Origin of the sequence: Cesiribacter sp. SM1 (assembly GCF_020178975.1) — a bacterium.
GTDB lineage: Bacteria > Bacteroidota > Bacteroidia > Cytophagales > Cyclobacteriaceae > Cesiribacter.
In genome coordinates this window covers 238,131-261,588 of the sequence record NZ_JAHXBU010000047.1, presented here as the reverse complement: position 1 = coordinate 261,588, position 23,458 = coordinate 238,131, and the positions used below count along the sequence as shown (strand labels likewise).

Genomic DNA, 23,458 nt, shown 5'->3' with positions numbered 1-23,458 from the left:
TTAACTCTGCTGGCTAATATAAATCAGAATAAAGGGTAGTAAAAAGAAAGTTAACAGGATGTACATAAAGCCAATAATCCTGTTTCGGTTGGTGATGCGGCCCAGGCGCTGGGCTGTTTTGATCGGCACATTGCGCAGAACCTTTATCGGGAAGAAGATCAGTACCCCAAACAGGTTAAAAAGTACATGCACCAGTGCTATGCTAATGGCTGCATTGGAATGAAAAAGTGCTGCAAGAAAAGCAGTAACAGTTGTACCTAAATTTGCACCCATGATATAAGGGTAGCATTTTTTAAGGCTGATTTTTCCGGTTGCCACCAGTGGAACAACCAATGGCGTTGTAACAGAACTGGATTGCACCGTAGCAGTAAGCAAACCACCAAATGCAAAGGCTTTAAGGGGCGTGGCAAAAAATATCCGCTCAAAATCTTTCCTGAAGCTGCCTATGAATAACTCATAGATGTAGTGTGCCAGCACCTTGATAGATGCAAACAGCAGCACAAACGCCAGGAGAAGCACTACCCACACATTGTCTATGCTATCTACCATCCACTGCACCGGGCTTAGGTTGTGCCAGAAACCATAGGTAAAAAGGTCGCTGGAATTTAACTCACCAGGCAGTGAAATGTAGCCTGAAATTGTCTGTGCCAGACTGGAGAGAAAGCCAGTGTACAATTCCAGAGGCAGCAGTATGATGGTTGTAAATACATTGAAGATATCATGTACCGTACCTGCTGCAAGGGCTTTTTTAAACTCTTTTTTCTTGGTAATAAACCCCAGCGATACAAGGGTACTGGTAAGGGTGGTGCCAATATTGGCCCCCATGATCATAGGCACGGCCTGTGCCATGTTAAGTGAGCCTGCTGCAACCGCAGCAACAACCATAGAGGTGGTTGTAGAGCTGCTTTGTATTACGGCAGTCATAAGCAGGCCAATAAACAAACTGATAAAGGGATCGGAGGTAACCTCCATGATTTGCTGGGTTCTTCCGGCAGCCACCATCTTAAAGGCATGACCAAGAAGGCTTAGCGCAAACAGAAAAACCGCTACAGCCACAATAATGGCCAGTACTCTACCTACTATACTGATCGATGGTTTTGTACCGGCAGCAGATTGCGTCAATTTATTAGTAAATTTTTCTTTGTACTCCAGGAAAAACATAGAGTGCCACCCTTGACTGTTCCGGTCTTAACCTGCCAGGGCACCAGAGCATTGGCACCGGAGAGGGAATGCAAAGATATTTGATTAAATACTGAACAGGGGGTATTTCAATGTGAAGCAATTGTTAAATTTTTAAATAAGTAAAAACAGTTTTAATTTTAAAATTGTGCTGATGATAATATACCTTTGATTATCCATGGCCTTATTGGATAGCCGTTAAGTTAACAGAGCGTTCATTCAACTGTAAAAACAATTTAATAAATTTGCTTTCCCTTTCTTAAGGATCGAAGCCGGCCAAACAATCTTCATGGCTAATAACATCAACCAACGCATTACCTGGGAGAAACTCTCCAGGCGCCCCATCCAGATATTTACACTGGTTAAGGAAGAGCGAAATTTTCTTATTCTCATTGCCGTACTGTTTTTAACCTGCGCCTTTGTTACGCCTTTTCCCCATATTGCCATGTGGGTAGGCTTTGCAATTGCCGGTTATTCTGCCATTGCAAACGACAGTATCCAAACCATTGGTACCTTTATTGCCTCCAACAGCCAAAGGCGCTGGTATTATCTCTGGCTGTACATGGGTATTATTTTTATTGCCACCATGACCTACAGCTGGCTTGTGTACGATGGCGATGTGAGCTATCAGCGCCTGGCATCTAAGGGTTTTGATCAGGCTCCACAGACATTTTCTTTTCTGCAGCTGGCCGCCCCTATTTTTCTGCTGATCTTAACCCGGCTGCGCATGCCGGTATCTACCACATTTTTGATTCTAAGTGCCTTTGCCACCAGTTCAGATGCTATCCTTGGCGTACTTGGCAAAAGCTTAATTGGTTATTTTATTGCATTCATCATAGCCCTTATCGTTTGGTTTGGTGTTTCCTTTGCTGTAAAAAACCTTTTCAAAGGAAAACCTGCCAGTTGGTGGCTTCCTGTTCAGTGGGTAATCAGCGGCGCCCTCTGGTACACCTGGCTATCGCAGGATGCTGCTAACATTGCCGTATTCCTGCCCAGAAGCTTAAGCACCTCCCAGTTCATTGGGTTTGTTGCTTATATTTTCTTTGGCTTAGGTATTCTCTTTTACCTGAAAGGCGACAAAATACAGCGTGTGGTAACAGAAAAGTCTGGTGTTGCCGACATACGGGCTGCTACCATAGTAGATTTTGTATATGCCCTGCTTCTGCTCTATTTCAAGAACCTTAGCACCATCCCCATGAGTACTACCTGGGTGTTTATTGGCTTGCTGGGTGGCAGGGAACTGGCCATTAGCATCAGCAAAAAAAGGCAGAAGAAAAGATACCGCAGCACCAAGAGAGCAGCAAAGATGATTGGCAAAGATATGCTCTATGCCCTGATAGGCCTCCTGGTTGCTGTTATCCTTGCACTGGCCATTAACGCCGAAGTTCGGGCAGAAGTATTCGAAGCCCTTTTTGGCAGCAGTAACTAACTATTTCATAGCCAATAAAAAAGAAGAGGAGGACGTGATGCACGTCCTCCTCTTCTTTTTTACAGTACCGGTAGTACTAAAATATTATTACAGCACCTACCTGCATATAGTGCCGCAGCTATACTAAGCATTTAACTGCTTTAGTGCAATCCAGGCCATCAGGCCTGCCCCGATAGGCAATGCTTTTTCGTCGATATCAAAAGTAGGTGAATGTACCGAAGAGGTAATGCCTCTATCTTCATTGCGGGTGCCCAGGCGGTAAAAGCAGCTGTCTACCTCATGAGAGTAGTAGCTGAAGTCTTCAGCAGCCATCCACAGGTCCAGGTCCAGCACATTTTCTTCTCCCAGGTACTCTACAGCAGCAGTACGCGCCTGGCGGGTTAATTCCGGATCGTTCTCCAGGTACGGATAGCCCTTCTGAATATCAAAGTCGCACTGGCCGCCCATACCTTCTGCAATGCTTTCTGCCATCTTTTTCATGCGCTTATGCGCCTCTGCCCGCCACGTTTCGTCCATGGTGCGGAAGGTACCCTCTATTTTTACCTCGTTGGGAATTACATTAGTAGCACCGTTGGCAATTATTTTACCAAAAGAGAGTACTGTGGGTATCTTAGGGTTGGCAACCCGGCTCACGATCTGCTGCAGCGCAACCAGAATATGGGCTGTAATCAGCACAGGGTCTATGTTCTGCTCCGGCATGGCGGCATGGCCGCCTTTTCCTTTTACAGTAACGTACAGCTCGTCTGTAGAGGCCATGTACATGCCTTCCCTGAACCCAACCTTGCCTGCAGGAATCAGCGGCATAACGTGCTGCCCCACAATGGCAGCAGGCTCGGGATTTTTCAATACTCCTTCTTTGATCATCAGGGAAGCGCCACCTGGCAGCAGCTCCTCGCCCGGCTGAAAGATCAGGCGTACCGTACCTTCAAAGGAATCTTTAAGTTCGTTCAGTATACGGGCAGCGCCCAGCAGCGAGGTGGTATGCACATCGTGTCCGCAGGCATGCATTACCCCATCATTTTTAGATTTGTACGGAACATCGTTAGCTTCCAGAATGGGCAGCGCATCCATATCGGCCCTTAGGGCAAACACTTTTTTCTGCGGGTTTCTGCCCTCAATGGTGCCTACAACACCGGTACCGGCAACAGGTGCCTTGAAGGGAATGCCCCAGCTTTTTAAACGTTCCTGAATAAAAGCTGCCGTTTGATACTCCTGAAACGACAGTTCCGGATTTGCGTGCAAGTGCCTGCGGTTAGCCACAAGATCCTGCTCATACTGTGCTGCCAGCACCTTAACGCGCTCCAGTAACTCCATATAAATAAAAATAAAATATGTACGCCGCCTGCCCTTAAGCAGACTTATTCATTGATCTGTATTCTGTCTGGAATAATAAGTGCATTCGGAAATTCCTGCTTCAGCGATGCGTAGGTAGACTGGGCCTCCATTCTGTCAACAAAGCGGCCTACAATTACCCGGTAGTTGGGTTGCACAAACTTAACTTCCGGCCGGGCCTCAGGAACGGCATTATACACCTGCCGCTTGGCTCTTTCTGCGGCATCGCGGCTGGTGCCCAGGTAAACCTGCACGGTAAAGCCGGGAAGTGTTTTAATCTCTTTATTACGCTCTGCCGAGGCTGCCAGCAGGGTCTCCAGCTGCCTGGTTACATCCTGACTGGCTGTTACTGCACCTGAAGACGGATACTGTGACTGCTGCTCCGGACGTGGACGTGGTGTAGCAGTAGCAGCATCAGGTTCTGTAAGCTTATAATCCTGGGTACGCCGTAGTGCAGAAAGATCTTCTGAATACTGGGTCTCGGCCCGCTGCGGCGACTGTCCCGGACCTGCACAGCTAAAATACAGGCCCAGCATCATAAACCATATCATATAGTTGCGTTTGCGCATGCTTGTGTTTTTCATAACGAAACAATTCTGTGAGCTAATACATAGGATATTGCTATTATAGCGCAATTATCGGGGCAGGGTTAGCGCACAGAAATAAAAACCGCAGTTATTCCTGCGGTTTTTATTTAATATAATCTTCAGTATTAATCTTCTGAATCAATGAGCACGCAGCGGCTGGCTTTGATATCTTCCTCTACGAGCTTGAATTTCACATTTTTCTTTACAGTACCATCGGCATACTGCACACTCACCCTGTCGTTACGGCCAGCTACTTTGGTAGACTTAACCGGCACCGGAGCTACTTTCTCTGCAGTTTCCTGCTGGCCCTGCGGAACACCCTGTCCGCCGCTTACCAGTGGCTCGGATTCTTCCTTGCTCTCCCGCAAACGCTGCTGTTGCTGGCGCAGGCGCTGCAGCTGTGCTGCCTCCTGCACCATTTCCGGATCCCTCATCGGTAGGTTGGCCTTGATCAGGAAGCTGATGGTTTCCTCATTCACCCGCCCAATAAAGCGTTTAAAGAGCTCAAAAGCCTCAAACTTATAGATCAACAGCGGGTCTTTCTGTTCGTACACCGCGTTCTGCACCGACTGTTTCAGGTCGTCCATATCGCGCAGGTGGTCTTTCCAGAGCATGTCTATGATCGATAGCGTAATAGACTTCTCCATAGAAAGGATCAGCTCCTTGCAGTTGGTCTCCAGGTTCTTTTCCAGGTTTGACTCTACCGCAATCTGACGCTTGCCATCTGTAAAGGGCACTACAATATTCTTAACTACCGCACCGCGCTCTTCATGCACCTGCCTGATGATTGGGCTGGCCTGCTGGGCAATGTTGTTGTTCTTTTTATTATAATGCTCGTAGGCTCTGTGATAAAGCTTTTCAGTAAGCACCTCCAGATTGCTTTTGCGGAAGGTGTTTTCATCCAGACTGTAGTCAAAGCCCAGGATGCTAAGCACATTCAGGCGCATGCTGTCGTAATCATCGGCACCTTTGGCATTCTGCACCAGGTCTTCGCAAACCTGGTAGAGCATGTTCATGATGTCCAGCTGCAGGCGCTCACCATAAAGGGCGTTTCTGCGGCGACGGTAAATCACCTCACGCTGTGAGTTCATCACGTTGTCGTACTCCAGCAGTCGCTTACGGATGGAGAAGTTGTTCTCCTCTACCTTTTTCTGAGCACGCTCAATAGATTTGGTGATCATGGAGTGCTGAATTACCTCACCCTCCTCGTAACCCATGCGGTCCATCAGGCGTGCAATGCGGTCGGAACCGAACAGGCGCATCAGGTTATCTTCCAGCGATACGAAGAACTGTGTGGTACCAGGGTCGCCCTGGCGGCCGGAACGGCCACGTAGCTGGCGGTCAACGCGACGGGATTCGTGGCGTTCTGTACCTACAATTGCAAGACCACCTGCGGCTTTAGATTCAGGCGTAAGCTTAATGTCGGTACCACGGCCTGCCATGTTGGTGGCAATGGTAACAGTACCTGGCTTACCGGCTTCGGCTACTACCTCGGCCTCGCGCTGGTGCTGCTTGGCGTTCAGTACCTGGTGTGGTATGTTGCGGATTTTGAGCATACGGCTCAGCACCTCCGATATTTCTACAGAAGTAGTACCTACCAGTACCGGGCGGCCTGCATTACGCAGCTGCTCGATTTCCTGTGCCACGGCGTTAAACTTCTCACGCATGGTTTTGTACACCAGGTCTTCGCGGTCATCGCGCACAATGGGGCGGTTGGTAGGAATTACCACAACATCCAGCTTGTAGATATCCCACAATTCGCCTGCTTCTGTTTCGGCAGTACCGGTCATACCGGCCAGCTTATGGTACATCCGGAAGTAGTTCTGCAGGGTAATGGTGGCGTAGGTTTGGGTAGCATCTTCTACCTTAACATTTTCTTTCGCCTCAATGGCCTGGTGCAAACCGTCGGAATAACGGCGGCCATCCATTACACGTCCTGTCTGCTCATCTACAATCTTGATCTTGCCTTCCTGAATGATGTATTCAGTATCGCGCTCAAAGAGGGTGTAAGCTTTCAGCAGCTGGTTAATGGTGTGGATACGCTGAGATTTGGTAGCGTAGTCCTTAATCAGCACATCTTTGCGCTGCAGCTTGTCTTCGTCGCTGATGTTTGTATCGTGCTCAAGCCTGGCAATCTCAGTACCGATATCAGGCATGATGAAGAACTTCGGATCTTCGCCATCTCCCGTAATCAGGTCGATACCCTGCTCGGTAAGCTCTATGGTATTGTGTTTTTCGTCGATGGTGAAGTAAAGCACCTTATCGGCCTGCGGCATCTGCTTCTGGTTATCGGCCAGGTAGAAGTTCTCTACCTTCTGCAGTGCCTGGCGAATGCCCGGCTCGCTAAGGAACTTGATGAGTGGCTTATACTTAGGCATGCCTCTGTAGGCACGGAAAAGTGCAAGGCCGGCATCCTCATCTTTTATGTTGGCTGTCAGGCCCTTTTTAGCCTCCTGCAGCAAGCCGGTTACCAGCTTGCGTTGTGCTTCCACCAGGCGGCTAACGCGGGGCTTCAGGTCATAGAATTCGTGCTCATCGCCACGCGGAACCGGGCCGGAGATAATGAGCGGTGTACGGGCTTCGTCAACCAGTACGGAGTCAACCTCATCGACCATGGCATAATGATGCTTGCGCTGCACCAGGTCTTCGGGGCTGCGGGCCATGTTATCGCGCAGATAATCAAAACCAAATTCGTTGTTGGTGCCATAGGTAATATCGGCACGGTAAGCATTACGGCGGGCCTCACTGTTAGGCTGGTGCTTGTCAATACAATCGCAGCTTAACCAGTGGAAGTTAAAGAGCGGTCCCATCCATTCGGAGTCGCGCTTGGCCAGGTAATCGTTTACCGTTACCACGTGTACCCCACGGCGGGCAAGGGCATTCAGGAAGGCAGGCAGGGTTGCTACCAGGGTTTTACCCTCACCGGTTGCCATTTCGGCAATTTTACCCTGGTGCAGCACAATACCGCCAATCAGCTGCACATCGTAGTGCAGCATATCCCATTTTATTTTATTTCCGGCAGCAATCCACTCACCTTTCCAGATGGCTTTGTCGCCCTCTATGGTTACATGTTCATGCTTAGCAGCATATGCGTGGTCGTACTGGGTGGCTGTAACCACCAGTTGTCCGTTTTCTTTCCAGCGGCGGGCGGTATCACGCACTACTGCAAAAGCCTGCGGTAACACCTCCAGCAGTACTTTTTCCAGCTCTGTATTGCGCTCAGCCTCCAGCTTATCTATGCGGTTAAACAGCGCCTCTTTCTGGTCTATATCCAGATCGGGCTGGTCGTTTACCTGTTTGTGCAGGTCTTCCAGCTGATCATCAATAGAACGCAAACTGCTATCGATGCTGTTTTGTATTTCCTTAGTACGGTTGCGCAGCTCATCGTCACTTAAAGAAGCAAGCTTCTCGTACTCAGCTATGATGCGGTTAACCAGGGGCATCACGGACTTTACATCCCGCTCTGATTTACTGCCAACCAGTTTCTGTATGCCTTTCGTTATAAAATCTAACATGCGAACGTCAATCTCCCGATAAATTTACAAGCTTTTTCTTATAATCACCCTGCAGCTACAGGCTTGTTTGAATTTTACTTTGGCCTGTGCAGCATGCAGTATGTTTGCAGGATGCAGAGGATTAAGTTTAAACATGCTTTAAGCCACGATTCAGGTAATAAACAAAAATTGTACCTTATTATTAACAAAGGCTGCAGGCAAATGGTGCACCTGCCAGCCTGTCATATAGAAATTTCACCTTTATACACAGGTGTAACCGGTCCCGACAGGTAAATATCGGTAAAGTGGTCGTTTCCTTTTGTTTTAAACGCCACCTGCAGCTGTCCGCCGGGGGTTACCAGCTTCACCGGTGAGGCATAACCCAGGTAGGTACTTGCCAGGGCCACGGCCGTTACCCCAGTACCGCAGGAGAGGGTTTCATCTTCCACCCCGCGCTCATAGGTACGAACATACAGCTTGCCTTCACTGGTAGGTTCGGCAAAATTAACGTTGGTTCCTTCTGCTTTGTAAAGCTCAGAATTGCGAATCTTTCTACCCTCCTCCACTACGTTCATATCGGCCAGCTCCTTCACAAAACGGATGTAGTGGGGCGAGCCGGTGTTGATGAACATATCTTCTTCAAATTGCTCCACGCTATCTACATTGCGCATGCGCAGGTACACCTGGTCGTTGAGCATGTAGGCCTCGTGGAAGCCATCAATAGCCCTGAATTCGGCATTATCATTTACTATACCCAGAAAGCGCGCAAAGAAAACAGCGCAGCGGCCGCCGTTTCCGCAAAAGCTTTTAGAGCCATCGGAATTGAAATAGATCATTTCAAAATCTGACTCCGGGTTATTTTCGATCAGGATGAGACCATCGGCCCCAATACCATAACGGCGGTGGCACAACTGCCGTACAAGCGCCAGGTTTTCTTTATCAAAGACCTCCTGCCGGTTATCGATCATGACAAAATCGTTGCCGGTACCCTGGTATTTATAGAAATGCAGTGTTGACATATTGAATGTTCTTAACCCGCCTTAGCTGCGTAACAGACAAAGCTTTTTTTGCCGAAAGGGCAATATCACTACGAAGGTAATAAAACGGCGGATACAAAAATAATAAAACAGATGAGCCAAGCCCGCAGCGCGGGCTATTATTTCGTGAAGCAGCTGCCAAAGTGGCGCATGCTTGTACTAACTAAAAACAAAAAGCCTCCTGCAATAACAGGAGGCTCTTGAATGCTTTATGCAGAAGATGCTTAAACCAGCTCTTTGATTCTGGCTGCTTTACCCTGACGACCACGCAGGTAGTACAGGCGAGCTCTTCTTACTCTACCCTTACGCACCAGCTCGATTTTCTCGAGGTTTGGCGATAAGATTGGGAATATACGCTCTACACCAACACTGTTTGATACTTTACGTACAGTGAATGTTTCACCGTTAGTACCTGCATTTTTCCGCTGAATTACAGTTCCCTGGAACTGCTGGATACGCTCTTTGTTACCCTCGCGGATCTTTACGTGTACATTTACAGTATCGCCTGATTTAAAAGAAGGAAACTTCGCGCGTGCTTCCTGGTATTCCTTCTCTACAAATTTTATAAGCTCGCTCATAACGCTATTTTTTTCTGCCTCCGTAAAAGGAATCGCAAATATAAGAATTTTTTTCTTTTATACAGTTCTGCTCTCTAAAATTTTATACCGGCTACTGCTTTGTATTTTAACCCGTCAGCCAAATCCTAGCTGCATTGCCTAAAAACAGCAGATCCGTTTGCAGTCTGTTTACCTCTGCCGAAGCAAAAAGATTATTTACTGCAAAAATCCTGATTTTGAAAGACCGCCTTCCGAGAGCTTGATATTTATATAATTTACCGGCACCGAATCTCACGACTCAGTACTGCCTGGCTTTGTACCGCCAGACTCCGCACCCTCACCAAACAGATCCGGCCTGCGCTGCTGGGTACGTTCCACTGCCTGCTGATGACGCCAGGCTTCTATCTTACCTTCATGGCCGCTTAATAACACCTCCGGAACCTTCCATCCCCTAAAGTCTGCAGGCCGGCTATAAACCGGCGGTGCCAGCAGGCCATCCTGGAAAGAATCAGAGAGCGCAGAGGTTTCATCGTTCAAAACCCCGGGCAGCAAACGAATAATACTATCTGCCAGCACGGCAGCAGCCAGTTCACCGCCACTAAGCACATAATCACCAATGCTGATCTCACGACTGATAAAGTGCTGGCGCACCCGCTCATCCACTCCTTTATAATGACCACAGAGAATCAGCAGATTTTGCTTCAGGCTAAGCTCATTGGCCATTCCCTGGCTGAGCGTTTCGCCATCAGGGCTCATATAAATGGTTTCATTATAGGTACGCTGCGCCCGCAGATGCTCTATACAGCGTGAAACAGGCTCTATCTGCAGCACCATGCCGGCACCGCCGCCATAGGCATAATCATCTACAGACTTTTGCTTGTTGGTACTGTAGTCGCGCAGGTCATGCACCACCACCTCTACCAGGCCCTTGTCCTGTGCTCTTTTTAATATAGAATGAGAGAAAGGACTATCGAGCAGGCGCGGAAGCACCGTTATGATATCAATCCTCATCATCCGGCGTATTATTTGGATTCAGGTAAACATCCAGCAAGCCTTCGGGCAACTGCATGAGCAGCTGCCGCTGCTCCCTGTCTACACGATCGATCAGCTCGTCGTGAAGGGGCACCAGTATCTCTATGCCCTGCCTGTCTACCACCAGCAGATCCTGCATGCCACTTACTACCTGACGGATTTCGCCTACCTGACCACTTTCTTTGTCCACCAGTGTAAAACCAATAATCTCATGATAGTAAAAAGCATTTCCTTCCAGCGGAGGCAAAGTGCTTAACGGCAGGTAAAGATCATATCCAGTTAGTTCAGCAGCATCTTCATAGCTATCTATTTCTTCAAACTTGAAGATGTTTTTCTGTGAACCTATCTGAAGCGCCTCAATAAAAAAAGGAATCAGTTGTCCGTCCTGATCGACGAACACTGATTCCAATGCTGTATATACTGAAGGATCGTCTACGTCCAGAAAAACTGCTACTTCACCTTTCAGGCCGTGTGGCCTTTGTATGGTACCTAACAGGTAACAGTCCTCTTTACGCATGCCGGATTATTCTGCAGAAGGTTCTTCTGTACCTTCAGAAACCACATCGCCGGCATCCTCAATCTGAGCTGCATCTGCATTAGCGGCGGCCATAGCCTCTTCTTCTCTTTTGCGGATGGCTTCAGCACGAGCTTCTTTCACTTTAGTTTCAGCCTCAAGGCGAGCCTTGGCAGCAGCTTCACGCTGAGAAGCGATCTGCTCTGATTTACCCTGGATCTTGCCCTGCTTGGTGTTCAGCCACTCTTCCAGGCGGCTATCAGCCTCTTCCTGAGTGATGGCACCTTTGTTTACACCAATTTGCAGGTGCTTACGAAGCAGAATACCACGGTATTTCAGCATTGCTGCAACGGTATCAGAAGGTTGCGCACCTTTCATTACCCAATCAAACGCCTTATCGGTGTTGATATCAATTGTAGCAGGGTTGGTGTTAGGGTTGTAAACACCAATTTTTTCGATAAAGCGACCATCACGTGGTGCTCTAGCGTCGGCAACGACTACATCGTACATTGCGCGTTTTTTGCGGCCTCTGCGGGCCAGACGAATACGAACTGCCATATTATAATATAGTATAAATTCAGCTGCGGAACACGTCCGCTTTGAACAGGCTGCAAAGATAGGCAAAATTCCGGTAGTTTCACAACATCAATCCTTTAGCATTTAGGGATTAAACATTAACTATTTTGAAAACAGTTTTTTCTTTTTAGCCTTACTATATTGTGGCCCAAACTTACGTAACCGGAAAATATGCAATATTTGCGTAAGCGAATATACAATTATTATAACTCATACAACTTAGTTACTTTTGCGCAAACGTTTATTTTTAAATGGATAAATACAGTTACATAGCCAATGCCCACGGCAACTACATAGAAGAGCTGTACAAGGCATACAAGGCGGATCCAAATTCAGTGGATCCTACCTGGCAAAAATTCTTTGAAGGGTTTGAATTCGCACAGAAATTTTACCCTGCCCTTCCCGGCGAAACAGCTTCAAACGGAGCTGCATCTTCACAAAGCAATGGAAAAGCTTACACCGCTGAGGCTGCAAACGTAGCCGACAAACCAGCTGCAGCTGCACCAACCATCTCCGGCGGCAACGCCAAGGAGCTAAATGTTAGCCAGCTGATCCATGCTTACCGCAGCCGCGGTCACCTGAAAAGCAACACCAACCCGGTGCGCAAGCGCCGCGACCATAAAGCATACCTCGATATTGCTGACTTTGGCCTTACCGAAGCCGACCTGAACCAGGAGTTTGATGCCGGCAAGGAAATAGGCATTGGCCGTGCCACACTTCAGCAAATCATAGATGCCCTGCACTATATTTACATGGGCACTGTGGGCTTTGAATATATGTATATCCGCGACCCGGATATGATGGAGTGGTTCAAGAACAAAGCCGAATCAGAAGCCCTGAAGTTTAACCCGCCACTGGAAGAGAAAAAGCAGATCCTAAGGAAGCTGAATGAAGCAGTGGTGTTTGAAAACTTCCTGCACACCAAATATCTTGGACAGAAACGTTTCTCCCTGGAGGGTGGTGAAAGTACCATTCCGGCACTCGATGCAGCCATTTCACACGCCGGTAAGCTGGGTGTAAAAGAGGTAGTGATTGGCATGGCTCACCGCGGACGCCTTAACGTACTGGCCAACATCATGGGCAAAACCTATGAGCAGATCTTCAATGAATTTGAAGGCGGCTACGATGTTGACCTTACCATGGGCGATGGTGACGTGAAATACCACATGGGCTACAGCAGCCAGATAAAAGTAGGCAATGAAGTAGTAAACCTTAAGCTGGCACCAAACCCCTCGCACCTGGAGGCAGTAGATCCCGTTGTAGAAGGCTTTACCCGTGCTAAAATAGACTGGCAGTACAATAACGATGTAAACAGCATGCTGCCCATCCTGATCCATGGCGATGCTGCCGTGGCTGGACAGGGTATTGTGTATGAGCTTATCCAGATGAGTAAGCTCAAGGCCTACACCACTGGTGGTACCATTCACTTTGTAATTAACAACCAGGTTGGCTTTACCACTGATTACGATGATGCCCGCTCCAGCATATACTCAACAGATGTTGCCAAAGTAGTGGATGCACCTGTGCTGCACGTAAATGGCGACGACCCGGAAGCTGTGGTATTCTGCATGAAGCTGGCAGTAGAGTACCGTCAGAAATTCAACAACGACATTTTCATCGACATGGTGTGCTACCGCCGCCATGGCCATAACGAGAGCGACGAGCCTAAATTCACGCAGCCGCAGCTCTACAACATCATCAGTAAGCATGCTAACCCAAGGGAGTTTTACAACAAGCGCCTGCTGGAGCGTGGTGATGTAGATGCACAGCTTGCCCAGAAGATGGACGATGAGTTCCGCCAGCTGCTGCAGGACCGCCTCGACATGGTGAAGCAAAAGCCGCTCCCTTACCAGTACCAGGAGCTTGAGCAGGCATGGCACAACCTGCGCCGCTCTAAGCCAGAAGATTTTGACCAGTCGCCGGAAACCGGAGTTCCGCTCGATACCCTGCATAAAGTAGCAGAGGCGCTGGTGAAAATCCCACAGGGCTTCCGCCCGATCAAACAGATCGAAAAAGCTCTGAGCCAGCGCCAGGAAATGTTCTTCAATGATAAAGTAGTGAACTGGGCCGGTGCAGAGCTGCTTGCCTACGGATCGCTGCTGGAGCAGGGCAACATGGTTCGCCTGGTAGGACAGGATGTGGAGCGGGGCACTTTCTCGCACCGCCATGCCGTGCTGCACGATGCTAAAACCGGACAGGCTTACAACAGCCTTAACCACATCAGCGAAGGCAACTCGCAGCCTTTCAGGATCTATAACTCGCTGCTTAGTGAGTATGGCGCCATGGGCTTTGAGTTTGGCTATGCCATGGCCAACCCTAACGCACTGGTAATCTGGGAAGCACAGTTTGGCGACTTTGCCAATGGTGCTCAGGTAATGATTGACCAGTTCCTGACCCCAAGCGAAAGTAAGTGGCAGCGAATGAATGGTCTTGTGCTCCTGCTGCCTCATGGCTACGAAGGCCAGGGACCAGAGCACTCCAATGCCCGTCCGGAACGTTTCCTGCAGCTTGCAGCTGAGTACAACATGATTGTAGCTAACGTTACAGACCCGGCAAACTTCTTCCACTTAATGCGCCGCCAGCTTGCATGGCCTTTCCGCAAGCCGCTGGTGGTAATGTCGCCTAAATCGCTGCTGCGCCACCCGCGGGTGGTAAGCCCGATGAGCGCCCTTACCGAAGGCCGCTTCCAGGAAGTTCTGCCAGATACCAACGTTCGTGGTGAGAATGTAAAGCGGGTACTGCTTTGTACTGGCAAGATTTACTACGATCTGCTGGAGCGCCAGGAGGAAGAGAAGCGTACAGATGTAGCCATCATAAGAGTGGAGCAGCTGTATCCGTTCCCTGAAAAGGCAATTGAGGCAGAACTGGCAAGCAACTACCCCAATGCCGAGGTATACTGGGTGCAGGAAGAACCAGCCAACATGGGTGCCTGGAACTTCATTCTGCGTGTTTATCAGCGGCCGGTTAAATTTATTGGCCGTAAAGCAAGTGCTTCTCCTGCCACTGGTTATTATAAAATACATAACAAAGAGCAGGCAGAACTGATAAACCGTGCCTTTGCCGTTGAGCAGGCTCCTGCACTACCCGCCAGTAACGAATCACCTGTTACAACAGCAGAACCAGACCAAAGGAAAAAAAAGGCTAAATAAGCAGGATCAATTTTTTAGAAGATAGAGACTACCTATAATACTATGAGTATAGAAGTAAAAGTGCCCACGGTGGGCGAATCCATTTCGGAAGTCACCATAGGCCAGTGGTTTAAAAACGACGGCGATTACGTTGAAAGAGACGAGAACATTGCCGAACTGGAATCTGACAAAGCAACTTTTGAGCTTGCTGCAGAGCAGGCGGGTGTATTACGCATAAAAGTTGCAGAAGGCCAGACAGTGCCCATCGGGGAGGTAGTGTGTGTGATTGAAGATGGAGATGCAGCCTCCAGTGGCGGTTCAGGTGCTGAAAAAGCAGATGCTAAACAAGATGCTCCCAAAGTGGGCGACTTAGGCGCAGGCGAACAAACCAGAACCCCCGGTCAGTTCAGCGGAAATACAGGCAAGGATACAGCAGGTACAGGTACAACAGGGGCAGCCGGATCCGTTGCTTCTGGTAGCGGCTCTGCCGGAGGTGGCGCGACCGGCGCCGGCCAGTTGGTAGATATGATCGTGCCCACCGTTGGCGAATCCATCACCGAGGTAACCATAGGCCAGTGGCTGAAAGAGGATGGCGATACCGTACAGCTCGATGAGGTAATTGCCGAAATCGAGTCTGACAAAGCAACCTTTGAATTACCAGCCGAAGCCAGTGGTGTACTTCGCATCAAGGCACAGGAAGGTGCTACCCTGCAGATCGGTGATCTGATTTGCCAGATAGAGGCTGGAGCAGGAGCCGCTCAGGGCACTGGAGGTTCACAACCAGCCACAGATAAAGCCGGCTATGGCAGCCATGGCAATGACGGAAAGTCGCAGGCAACTGCACAACCATCTGATCAGGGACATGCTGCTGGTTATGCAGCCGGCCACCCCTCTCCTGCAGCAGGTAAAATTCTGGCTGAAAAAGGCATTTCTGCCGAAGCTGTAAAAGGCACCGGTGTTGGTGGCCGTATCACCAAAGAAGATGCACAGAATGCACAGAGAGGTGATGCTCAGAAACAGCAGCAGAGTGCCCCTCAACAGCAGCAAAAAGCTGCTCCACAGGAGCAAAAAGCTCCTCAGGCAGCATCAGCAGGAGGTAATCGAGCGCAAAGCCGTGAGCGTATGAGCTCGCTGCGCAAGACCATCAGCCGCCGCCTGGTAAGTGTTAAGAACGAAACGGCCATGTTAACGACCTTCAATGAGGTAAACATGAAGCCGATCATGGATATCCGCAGTAAATACAAGGAGCAGTTTAAAGAGAAGTACGAGGTTGGCCTTGGCTTTATGAGCTTCTTTACCAAGGCAGTATGTGTGGCCCTGCAGGAGTGGCCTGCCGTTAACGCACAGATTGATGGTAATGAAATTGTGTATAACAACTTCGTTGATGTTTCCATAGCTGTGTCGAGCCCTAAGGGCCTGGTTGTACCGGTGGTGCGCAATGCCGAAAGCATGAACTTCCACGAAATTGAGAAGGAAATCATCAGCCTAGCCAAGAAAGCACGTGACGGCAAGCTTAGCATCGACGAGATGCAGGGTGGTACCTTCACCATCACCAATGGTGGTGTTTTCGGCAGCATGATGTCTACCCCTATCATCAACGCCCCGCAAAGTGCCATTTTAGGCATGCACAACATTGTGGAGCGTCCGGTAGTGGAGAATGGTGAGATTGTAATCCGCCCCATCATGTATGTTGCTCTTAGCTACGACCACCGCATCATCGACGGCCGCGAGTCTGTAAGCTTCCTGGTGCGGGTTAAACAACTGCTGGAAGATCCAACCAGGCTACTGCTTGGCGTTTAATTGATAATATATAGTGTTTGATATGGGGTGCAATGCTTAAATTAAGCATTGCACCCCATCTTTACTGCTACTAAAATTATAGAAAATGCAATACGATGTAACCGTAATCGGTTCGGGACCTGGCGGGTATGTGGCAGCCATTCGCTGTGCACAGCTGGGACTCAAAACCGCACTCGTAGAAAAATATACTTCACTGGGCGGCACCTGCCTTAATGTAGGCTGCATTCCCAGCAAAGCCCTGCTCGATTCTTCAGAGCACTTCCACAACGCCAGCCACACTTTCAAGGATCATGGCATTGAGCTTAGCAACCTGCAGGTAAACCTGCCACAGATGATTTCGCGTAAGCGCGATGTGGTAAAGCAGACAGTTGCCGGCATCGATTACCTGATGAAGAAAAACAAGATCGATGTGAAGACTGGTATGGGTTCCTTAGTAGACAAGAACACCATAAAAGTAACCGGTGGTGATGGCAGGGAAGAAACCTTCCAGACCAAAAATACCATTATTGCTACAGGCTCTAAGCCTACAGCACTCCCATTCATCCAAATAGATAAAGAACGTATCATCACCAGCACCGAAGCCCTGGAGCTTCAGGAAGTACCCAAGCACATGATCGTGATTGGCGGCGGTGTGATTGGTATGGAACTGGGTTCTGTTTACGGGCGCCTGGGTGCTAAAGTAACCGTGGTAGAGTTCCTTGACCGCATCATACCTGGTATGGATGGTGCTCTTAGCAAAGAGCTGCAGCGGGTGCTTAAGAAGCAGCATGGCTTCGACTTTAAGCTAAGCACCAAAGTTACCGGCGTAGAGCGCAGGGGTAACGAGGTGGTTGTACGTGCTGAGAATAAAAAAGGCGAGCAGATAGAGATCGTAGGTGATTACTGCCTGGTTTCTGTAGGCCGTGCTCCCTACACCAAAGGCCTTGGCCTTGAAAATGCCGGCGTAAAGCTGGATAACCGTGGCCGCGTGGAAGTTGACGACCACCTGCGCACCAATGTTGAAGGCATTTATGCCATTGGCGATGTGGTGAAAGGCGCTATGCTGGCCCATAAAGCCGAAGAAGAAGGTGTGTTTGTTGCCGAAAGCATTGTAGGCCAAAAGCCGCACATCAACTACAACCTGATTCCGGGTGTAGTATACACCTGGCCAGAAGTGGCCGGTGTTGGTTATACCGAAGAGCAGCTAAAGGAAATGGGCCGCGAGTTTAAATCCGGCAGCTTCTCCTTTAAAGCCTCCGGCCGTGCCCGTGCTTCTATGGATACCGACGGTTTTGTAAAAGTGCTGGCCGATAAGGAAACCGACGAGGTGCTAGGCGTACATATGATTGGCCCACGTGCTGCCGACATGATTGCCGAGGCCGTGGTGGCCATGGAATTCCGTGCCTCTGCCGAAGATATTTCGCGCATGAGCCACGCCCACCCCACCTTTACAGAAGCCATCAAAGAAGCCTGCCTTGCCGCAACGGATAACAGGGCTTTGCATATGTAAAAGCAAACTCAATAACTGTAGAATAAAAAAGCGATGCCGGAAAATGGCATCGCTTTTTTATTGTCTGTATCTATTCAGAATATAAGTCTGTAACAGTAGCTTCTAACAGATCCCTGCCTGCGCGGGGATGGTGTAATAAAGCCACCAACACACCTTACTCGCCAGACCACTCCGGCCAGCGGCCCGGGGTATAAGGAGCACCGGCAATTTCCAGCTGTTGCTGTAGTGCTGCAGACTGATCTGCAATCTCTTTTAGCTGTGTTAGCACAGGGCCGAGCTGCCTGGCAGCTATCTGGTAAGACTCCCGGTAGGTTGCTGGCGGCGCCGAAGTGGTAGACCACATACCATATTGCAGCACCCCGGCACGCTCACTGATGGAAGGTGCCGTTTCAAACTGATGACGGGCCAGCTCCTGGTCTCCCACCAATGCCATCTTAACCTGGTTCAGGCGGCCTTGCAAATCATAAATCTGCTTGAGTGCTTCTGTAGATCGCGCTGACATTTCCAGAACGGCCGTCTGCATATAATTCAGGTTACGGGCAAGCTCTGTGTGTATGTTATTGGCTGCACTTACCGCCCTGTTCAGGCGTGCAACATTTTCAGTGAACTGCCTGTACTCATCCCAGTTTTCTGTCTGGAATGTGGCCTGATTCAGGGCTTTTACTGTAAAGGAAACAGGCTCTGTTAGTGGCGCGAGCTGCCCGTTTTCGTATTTGCTTAGCGCTACGCTGTACACACCCGGCACCGCCAGCTGGCCCTTTTCTTCGGAGCCGAACAGCTCATCGGGTGCTGGCACATAACGGTTGGTGACTGGTGCCGACACATTGTGGCGCAGGTCCCAGTTAATGCGCTGCAAGCCTTTCTTAGCTGGTGCCTTTATCTGGCGCACCACGGTACCTGCTGCATCTGTTATGGTAAAGAGCAGGAATGGCTCCGGCTGCTGCGCCTCCAGGCGCAGGCTGTCTTTGCTTGGGTAATAAATGCTTTCCTTACGGTCTACCTTTTCTTTTTCGCGTGCTCTGCGCTGCTGGCGCATGGTTTGCAGTTCATCACGTACATAGTAGGTAAACACTGCTCCAAAGGCCGGGTTAGGTGCCGTAAAATAGCTGCTGCCCAAATGTCCTTTATCGCGCAGGCCAATCGGGAAGCGCTCTACGTACAACAAAGCATCTTTTACAGGCAGTATGGCAGCAGCCTGCTTAAAGCTGTTGGCATCCAGGTTACGCAGGGGTGTATAATCATCCAGCACATAAAAGCCGCGGCCAAAGGTGCCCAGCACCAGGTCGTTCTCCCGGCGCTGTATTTCAATATCGCGCACGGCAATGGTGGGCAGTCCGCTCTTCAGCTGCACCCAGTCGGCACCGCCATTTTTTGAGTAGAAAGCTCCGAACTCGGTGCCACAGAACAGGAGGTTAGGGTCTACATGATCTTCGGCAATGGTGTACACGCTGCCCCGCTCTGGCAGGGTGCCGTGCAGGGCCCTCCAGCTCCGGCCGCCATCTGTGGTTTTGAACAGGTATGGCTTAAAGTCGCCATAGCGGTGGTGATTAAAGGCTACATAAGCAACATTCTTATCAAATTGTGAGGCAATTACCTGGTTTACGTAGCTCTGGCTGGGGGCGCCTGCTATGTTTTCGATGCGGGTCCAGTTCTGGCCGCCATCGCGTGTCAGGTGCAGCAGCCCGTCGTCGGTGCCCACCCACAGCAGGTTTTCGTCTAAAGCACTCTCGGCAATGGTGGTGGTTTGTCCCCAGATATCTGTGGAGGCATTTTTGGCTATGGCATCTACACTCCATATGCGGCCCATTACCTGCAGGCGGTTGCGGTCTACACCACGGCTAAGGTCGGGGCTGATCGGCCTCCAGGAGTTGCCGCGGTCGTCGGTACGGTATACCCTGTTGGCGCCAATGTACAGGCGGGTAGGCTGATGCTGCGAGATCAGGAGCGGTGAGTCCCAGTTCCAGCGCAGGGCAGGCTCACCCTCTCCTTCCATGGGTTTGATAAAGAGGTATTCGCCACTGCGGCGGTCAAAGCGAACCAGCCCGCCGTGCTGGCTTTGTGCATATATAGTGTTGGGGTCTGTAGGATCTACCTGGGTTTCGAAGCCATCGCCAATGCTGGTAATGTACCAGTCTTCGTTGGTAATGCCGTTAATGCTGGTTGTTCTGCTGGGTCCGCCAAGGCTTAGGTTATCCTGCGTACCACCATGGATGCCGTAGAATGGCTCTGCGTTATCAGTGGAAACTTTATAGAACTGAATGACCGGCAGGTTAGGCTTAAAATGCCAGGTCTGGGCAAAATCCCAGGTTTCGTAAATGCCGCCATCGCAGCCCACCAGCAGGTGGTTGGTATTGCGGGGGTCTATCCAGATCGCATGGTTATCGATGTGCTTGTTAAGCTCACCCAGGTTGCGTACGGTTTTACCGCCATCGTCGCTCACCTTATACCAGGTATCGGTAATAAAGATGCGGTTTTCATCAAGCGGATCACAATTAAGCTCCTGGTAGTAGTTACCGCTGGTAAACACACCACTACGGCGCTCCCAGCTACGTCCGCGGTCTGCAGAACGATAGATGCCCCCTTTATTATCAGGTGCTTCCACCACGGCGTACACCACATCGGGGTTGGCCGGAGACACATCAATGCCGATACGGCCAATATCACCGCCGGGCAGGCCACCCTCCAGCTTTGTCCAGCTCTGGCCGCCGTCTGTAGTTTTATAGATAGCCGATTCCGGGCCGCCGCCAATGTAGGTGAATACTTTACGCTGCCGCTGGTGAAAAGCTGCATAGAGGGTGTTGGGATCGCGCGGGTCCATCACAAGGCTGTTACAGCCGGTGTAAGGGCTCACTGCTTTCACCTGGTTCCACGTCTGGCCACCATCGGTTGATTTGTACACGCCTCTTTCACCGCCATCGCTCCAGACTGGGCCATAGGCCGCCACCCATACAATGTTGCTGTTGCTGGGGTCTACAATCACGTTGGCAATATGTTCGGAATTTTTAAGCCCCATATGCGCCCAGCTCTTTCCGCCGTCGGTGCTCTTGTACACACCATCGCCATAGCCAACAGATCGCTGGTTGTTGTTTTCGCCGGTACCTACCCAAACTGTGCTGGGGTTATTGGGGTCCAGGCTTACACAGCCAATGGAATAGCTCCCCTGCTGATCGAATATAGGCGTGTAGGTGGTGCCATGATTTTCGGTTTTCCATACACCTCCGGAAGAGGATGCAACATAATAAACATCCGGGTTTTGCGGATGTACTGCAAAATCCGAAATGCGCCCCGAAGTAACGGCCGGGCCAATACCACGGAACTGCAGGGCCTGGTAGGTCTCGGACTTAAGGTGCACCGGCCTCTCAGTAACTGCCGCCTGGCGCCTGGTGCTTCTGTTTGCCTGTGGGTAGGCAGCTGTACTGCTGATAAGCAGCAGCATAAGCGTGTAGTATCGTAATCTGATCATAGCATGGATAGACAGGGCTTTGAACAGAGTAAAAGCAAAGCCCAGGGAACACGAAATAACGAATGCCTGGTGACAAAAAAAAGCCTCTATAAATTTTGCGCTGCACAGGTGTAAGCCGTGTTGCCAGTTCTGCACCAGTCAATCATACTGACCTAAGGAAAGCTACAAAATTAGAGATATTTCTACAAGTCAAGTATTCCCTGCTGCTACAGACACTACTGCTATCAGCCTGTTTGTCAATCATCTGCAGCAGGCTTGCCAAACAAGTGCCCTGGAGGCCTTGCAGCTACCTTTCTATCTGCTTTAGATTTGTGAACAGCAATAATAAGGCCGCAGGCTGGGCTATTACTTTTGCTTTATTTGCTGCCCCTACCCTTTATTGTTGCTGTAACTGCTCTTATAATGCTGGTGGTAAATCTTAGGCCAGATGCAGTTTTAGCCAGGGAGAGTAGTTTATTAACTGCCAGAATCATTGGGATGATCAGCTTTATGGCCGGCACTTATGCCCTGATAGTTAGTATTGGTATCAGTGGCTGGGTCCGATCAAGAAAAACAGGACTAGCAAGAAGCATACCTGCAGGTATGCTGGTATCATGGGCAATCACAGGTTTCTAAGGTGCGTAACGCTAAGCTCATAATAAAATACATGTCTTACCTATTATGCTCTAAACCTGCCGGAAAGCGGTGATTCTGGAGCTGATGCTCCTTTCGGTATAGCCGCGTAACTTTTCCTTACCCTGGTATACCGCAAAACTACACACATAAATCAGAGCCATACCTTACATCCCCACAGCGGACAAGTGTTTCAGCTTTGAGGTTATCTTTTTATTAAAATTTCATTAAAATCTGCACTATAGATTTAAAACTGCCTTCCTATTTAACATTTATTTAAGAAATCACTTTACTTTTATTACATGAATTTCCTGCTCCGAAACGAGGTAGAGCACAAGCATTAGACAGCCTTTAACTTGAATACCCCACCATCGGAGCAGTAACTGATGATATTTTTTCACTACTCCCAATCATCGAGGCTTTAGCATGCAGATTACATACTCACCGAAAAAAATTACCTATTGCCTTGGAGCAATCATTTGTCTCCTGGTTTTGGCCAATATTGCAGGCATGATTGGCTACTACTATTTTGGTCATAATACCAGTTATTATACCATTGAGTATTTTAAGCTATCAAGCGAAAAAAACTTCCCAACCTATTTCTCCAGCGCCCAGTTACTATTTTGCGCTATACTGCTGGCTGTAATTGCAAACATCAGGAAAAAGCAGGCAGCAGGTGATTTCTGGCACTGGCTTGGCCTCTCTGCTATTTTGCTCTTTCTGAGTGCCGATGAATCAATTATGATTCATGAAGTAATAGCTGAAAAGGTAAGAAATACGCTTAATACCACCGGTGTATTTTATTTCGCCTGGATCATCCCCTACAGCTTTCTGGTATTAGCGGTAGCAGTAGCTTACATTCCTTTCCTTCTAAAACTCCCCGCAGCCGTAAAAAAAACAATAGTACTGGCAGGTTCTGTTTTTGTTGCCGGAGCATTAGGGCTGGAGGCTGTAGAAAGCTACTACTTTACCACAACCGGCAAAAGGGGCCTTGTTTTCGACACACTTACCACCATAGAAGAAACTATGGAAATGGCCGGCATTCTTATTTTCCTCCATGCACTGCTCTGTTATATCGATCAAAGTCTTGGCGGAATATCCATTCAGATAAGCAGCCAAAACAGCCAGCCTGTTACTGCAGAAAGCAGGATAAAAGCCAGGCAGGACAGGACCGCCAGCAAAAATTCAAACAGTTCTAAAACCCAGTTAGCAAACTAAGCTAAACAAAT

General features: G+C 49.3%; 15 protein-coding genes. 5 read left to right on the top strand and 10 right to left on the bottom strand.

The genetic code is table 11. The features are described 5' to 3' along the window. Positions 1-1,122 carry a Na/Pi symporter gene (locus tag KWJ01_RS12525; RefSeq protein ID WP_224996789.1) on the bottom strand — a complete coding sequence of 374 codons (1,122 nt, stop codon included), beginning with the start codon at positions 1,120-1,122 and terminating at the stop codon, positions 1-3. Positions 1,123-1,468: 346 nt separating this feature from the next. Between KWJ01_RS12525 and KWJ01_RS12520 the strand changes: the two genes are divergently transcribed. Next, positions 1,469-2,608, top strand: a complete 1,140-nt coding sequence (locus KWJ01_RS12520; RefSeq protein WP_224996788.1) for a hypothetical protein — start codon at positions 1,469-1,471, stop codon at positions 2,606-2,608. Positions 2,609-2,731: 123 nt separating this feature from the next. Here the strand turns inward: KWJ01_RS12520 and KWJ01_RS12515 are convergent, their stop codons facing one another. The 8 genes from KWJ01_RS12515 to KWJ01_RS12480 form a co-directional block, all read right to left on the bottom strand. Then, positions 2,732-3,922 (bottom strand): M20 family metallopeptidase, encoded by a 1,191-nt coding sequence (locus tag KWJ01_RS12515; protein WP_224996787.1) that lies wholly within the window; start codon positions 3,920-3,922, stop codon positions 2,732-2,734. Between the two features lie 44 nt (positions 3,923-3,966). Beyond that, positions 3,967-4,524, bottom strand: coding sequence for an SPOR domain-containing protein (locus KWJ01_RS12510; RefSeq protein ID WP_224996786.1), 558 nt, complete (start codon positions 4,522-4,524; stop codon positions 3,967-3,969). A gap of 128 nt (positions 4,525-4,652) precedes the next feature. Continuing rightward, entirely contained in the window at positions 4,653-8,042 is a 3,390-nt protein-coding gene (secA, locus tag KWJ01_RS12505) for a preprotein translocase subunit SecA (RefSeq protein WP_224996785.1), read from the bottom strand. A 221-nt stretch (positions 8,043-8,263) separates the two neighbouring features. Then, entirely contained in the window at positions 8,264-9,040 is a 777-nt protein-coding gene (gene dapF, locus KWJ01_RS12500) for a diaminopimelate epimerase (RefSeq protein ID WP_224996784.1), read from the bottom strand. 242 nt (positions 9,041-9,282) lie between these two features. Further along, the gene (rplS, locus tag KWJ01_RS12495) at positions 9,283-9,636 is read right to left on the bottom strand and encodes a 50S ribosomal protein L19 (protein ID WP_224996783.1); all 354 of its coding nucleotides are present in this window, start codon (positions 9,634-9,636) and stop codon (positions 9,283-9,285) included. A 270-nt stretch (positions 9,637-9,906) separates the two neighbouring features. Continuing rightward, positions 9,907-10,626: a tRNA (guanosine(37)-N1)-methyltransferase TrmD gene (gene trmD / locus KWJ01_RS12490; protein WP_224996855.1), complete on the bottom strand. Its 720-nt coding sequence runs from the start codon at positions 10,624-10,626 to the stop codon at positions 9,907-9,909. Next, the gene (gene rimM / locus KWJ01_RS12485; protein ID WP_224996782.1) at positions 10,616-11,164 is read right to left on the bottom strand and encodes a ribosome maturation factor RimM; all 549 of its coding nucleotides are present in this window, start codon (positions 11,162-11,164) and stop codon (positions 10,616-10,618) included. The genes trmD and rimM overlap by 11 nt, the downstream gene beginning before the upstream one ends. A gap of 6 nt (positions 11,165-11,170) precedes the next feature. Beyond that, positions 11,171-11,719 carry a 30S ribosomal protein S16 gene (locus KWJ01_RS12480; protein WP_224996781.1) on the bottom strand — a complete coding sequence of 183 codons (549 nt, stop codon included), beginning with the start codon at positions 11,717-11,719 and terminating at the stop codon, positions 11,171-11,173. A 269-nt stretch (positions 11,720-11,988) separates the two neighbouring features. Here KWJ01_RS12480 and KWJ01_RS12475 point away from each other — a divergent pair, with 269 nt between their 5' ends. The 3 genes from KWJ01_RS12475 (at position 11,989) to lpdA (ending at position 18,154) form a co-directional block, all read left to right on the top strand. Next, complete coding sequence (locus tag KWJ01_RS12475) at positions 11,989-14,886, top strand: 2-oxoglutarate dehydrogenase E1 component (RefSeq protein WP_224996780.1); 2,898 nt, start codon at positions 11,989-11,991, stop codon at positions 14,884-14,886. A 42-nt stretch (positions 14,887-14,928) separates the two neighbouring features. Continuing rightward, positions 14,929-16,665: a 2-oxoglutarate dehydrogenase complex dihydrolipoyllysine-residue succinyltransferase gene (gene odhB / locus KWJ01_RS12470; protein ID WP_224996779.1), complete on the top strand. Its 1,737-nt coding sequence runs from the start codon at positions 14,929-14,931 to the stop codon at positions 16,663-16,665. Positions 16,666-16,750: 85 nt separating this feature from the next. Continuing rightward, positions 16,751-18,154 (top strand): dihydrolipoyl dehydrogenase, encoded by a 1,404-nt coding sequence (gene lpdA / locus KWJ01_RS12465; protein ID WP_224996778.1) that lies wholly within the window; start codon positions 16,751-16,753, stop codon positions 18,152-18,154. A gap of 154 nt (positions 18,155-18,308) precedes the next feature. On the opposite strand, the gene KWJ01_RS12460 is transcribed toward lpdA, so the two are convergent. Continuing rightward, complete coding sequence (locus tag KWJ01_RS12460; RefSeq protein ID WP_224996777.1) at positions 18,309-21,617, bottom strand: glycosyl hydrolase; 3,309 nt, start codon at positions 21,615-21,617, stop codon at positions 18,309-18,311. A 1,038-nt stretch (positions 21,618-22,655) separates the two neighbouring features. On the opposite strand from KWJ01_RS12460, the gene KWJ01_RS12455 reads away from it, so the two are divergent. Next, positions 22,656-23,447 carry a hypothetical protein gene (locus KWJ01_RS12455; protein WP_224996776.1) on the top strand — a complete coding sequence of 264 codons (792 nt, stop codon included), beginning with the start codon at positions 22,656-22,658 and terminating at the stop codon, positions 23,445-23,447. Positions 23,448-23,458 lie beyond the last annotated feature (11 nt).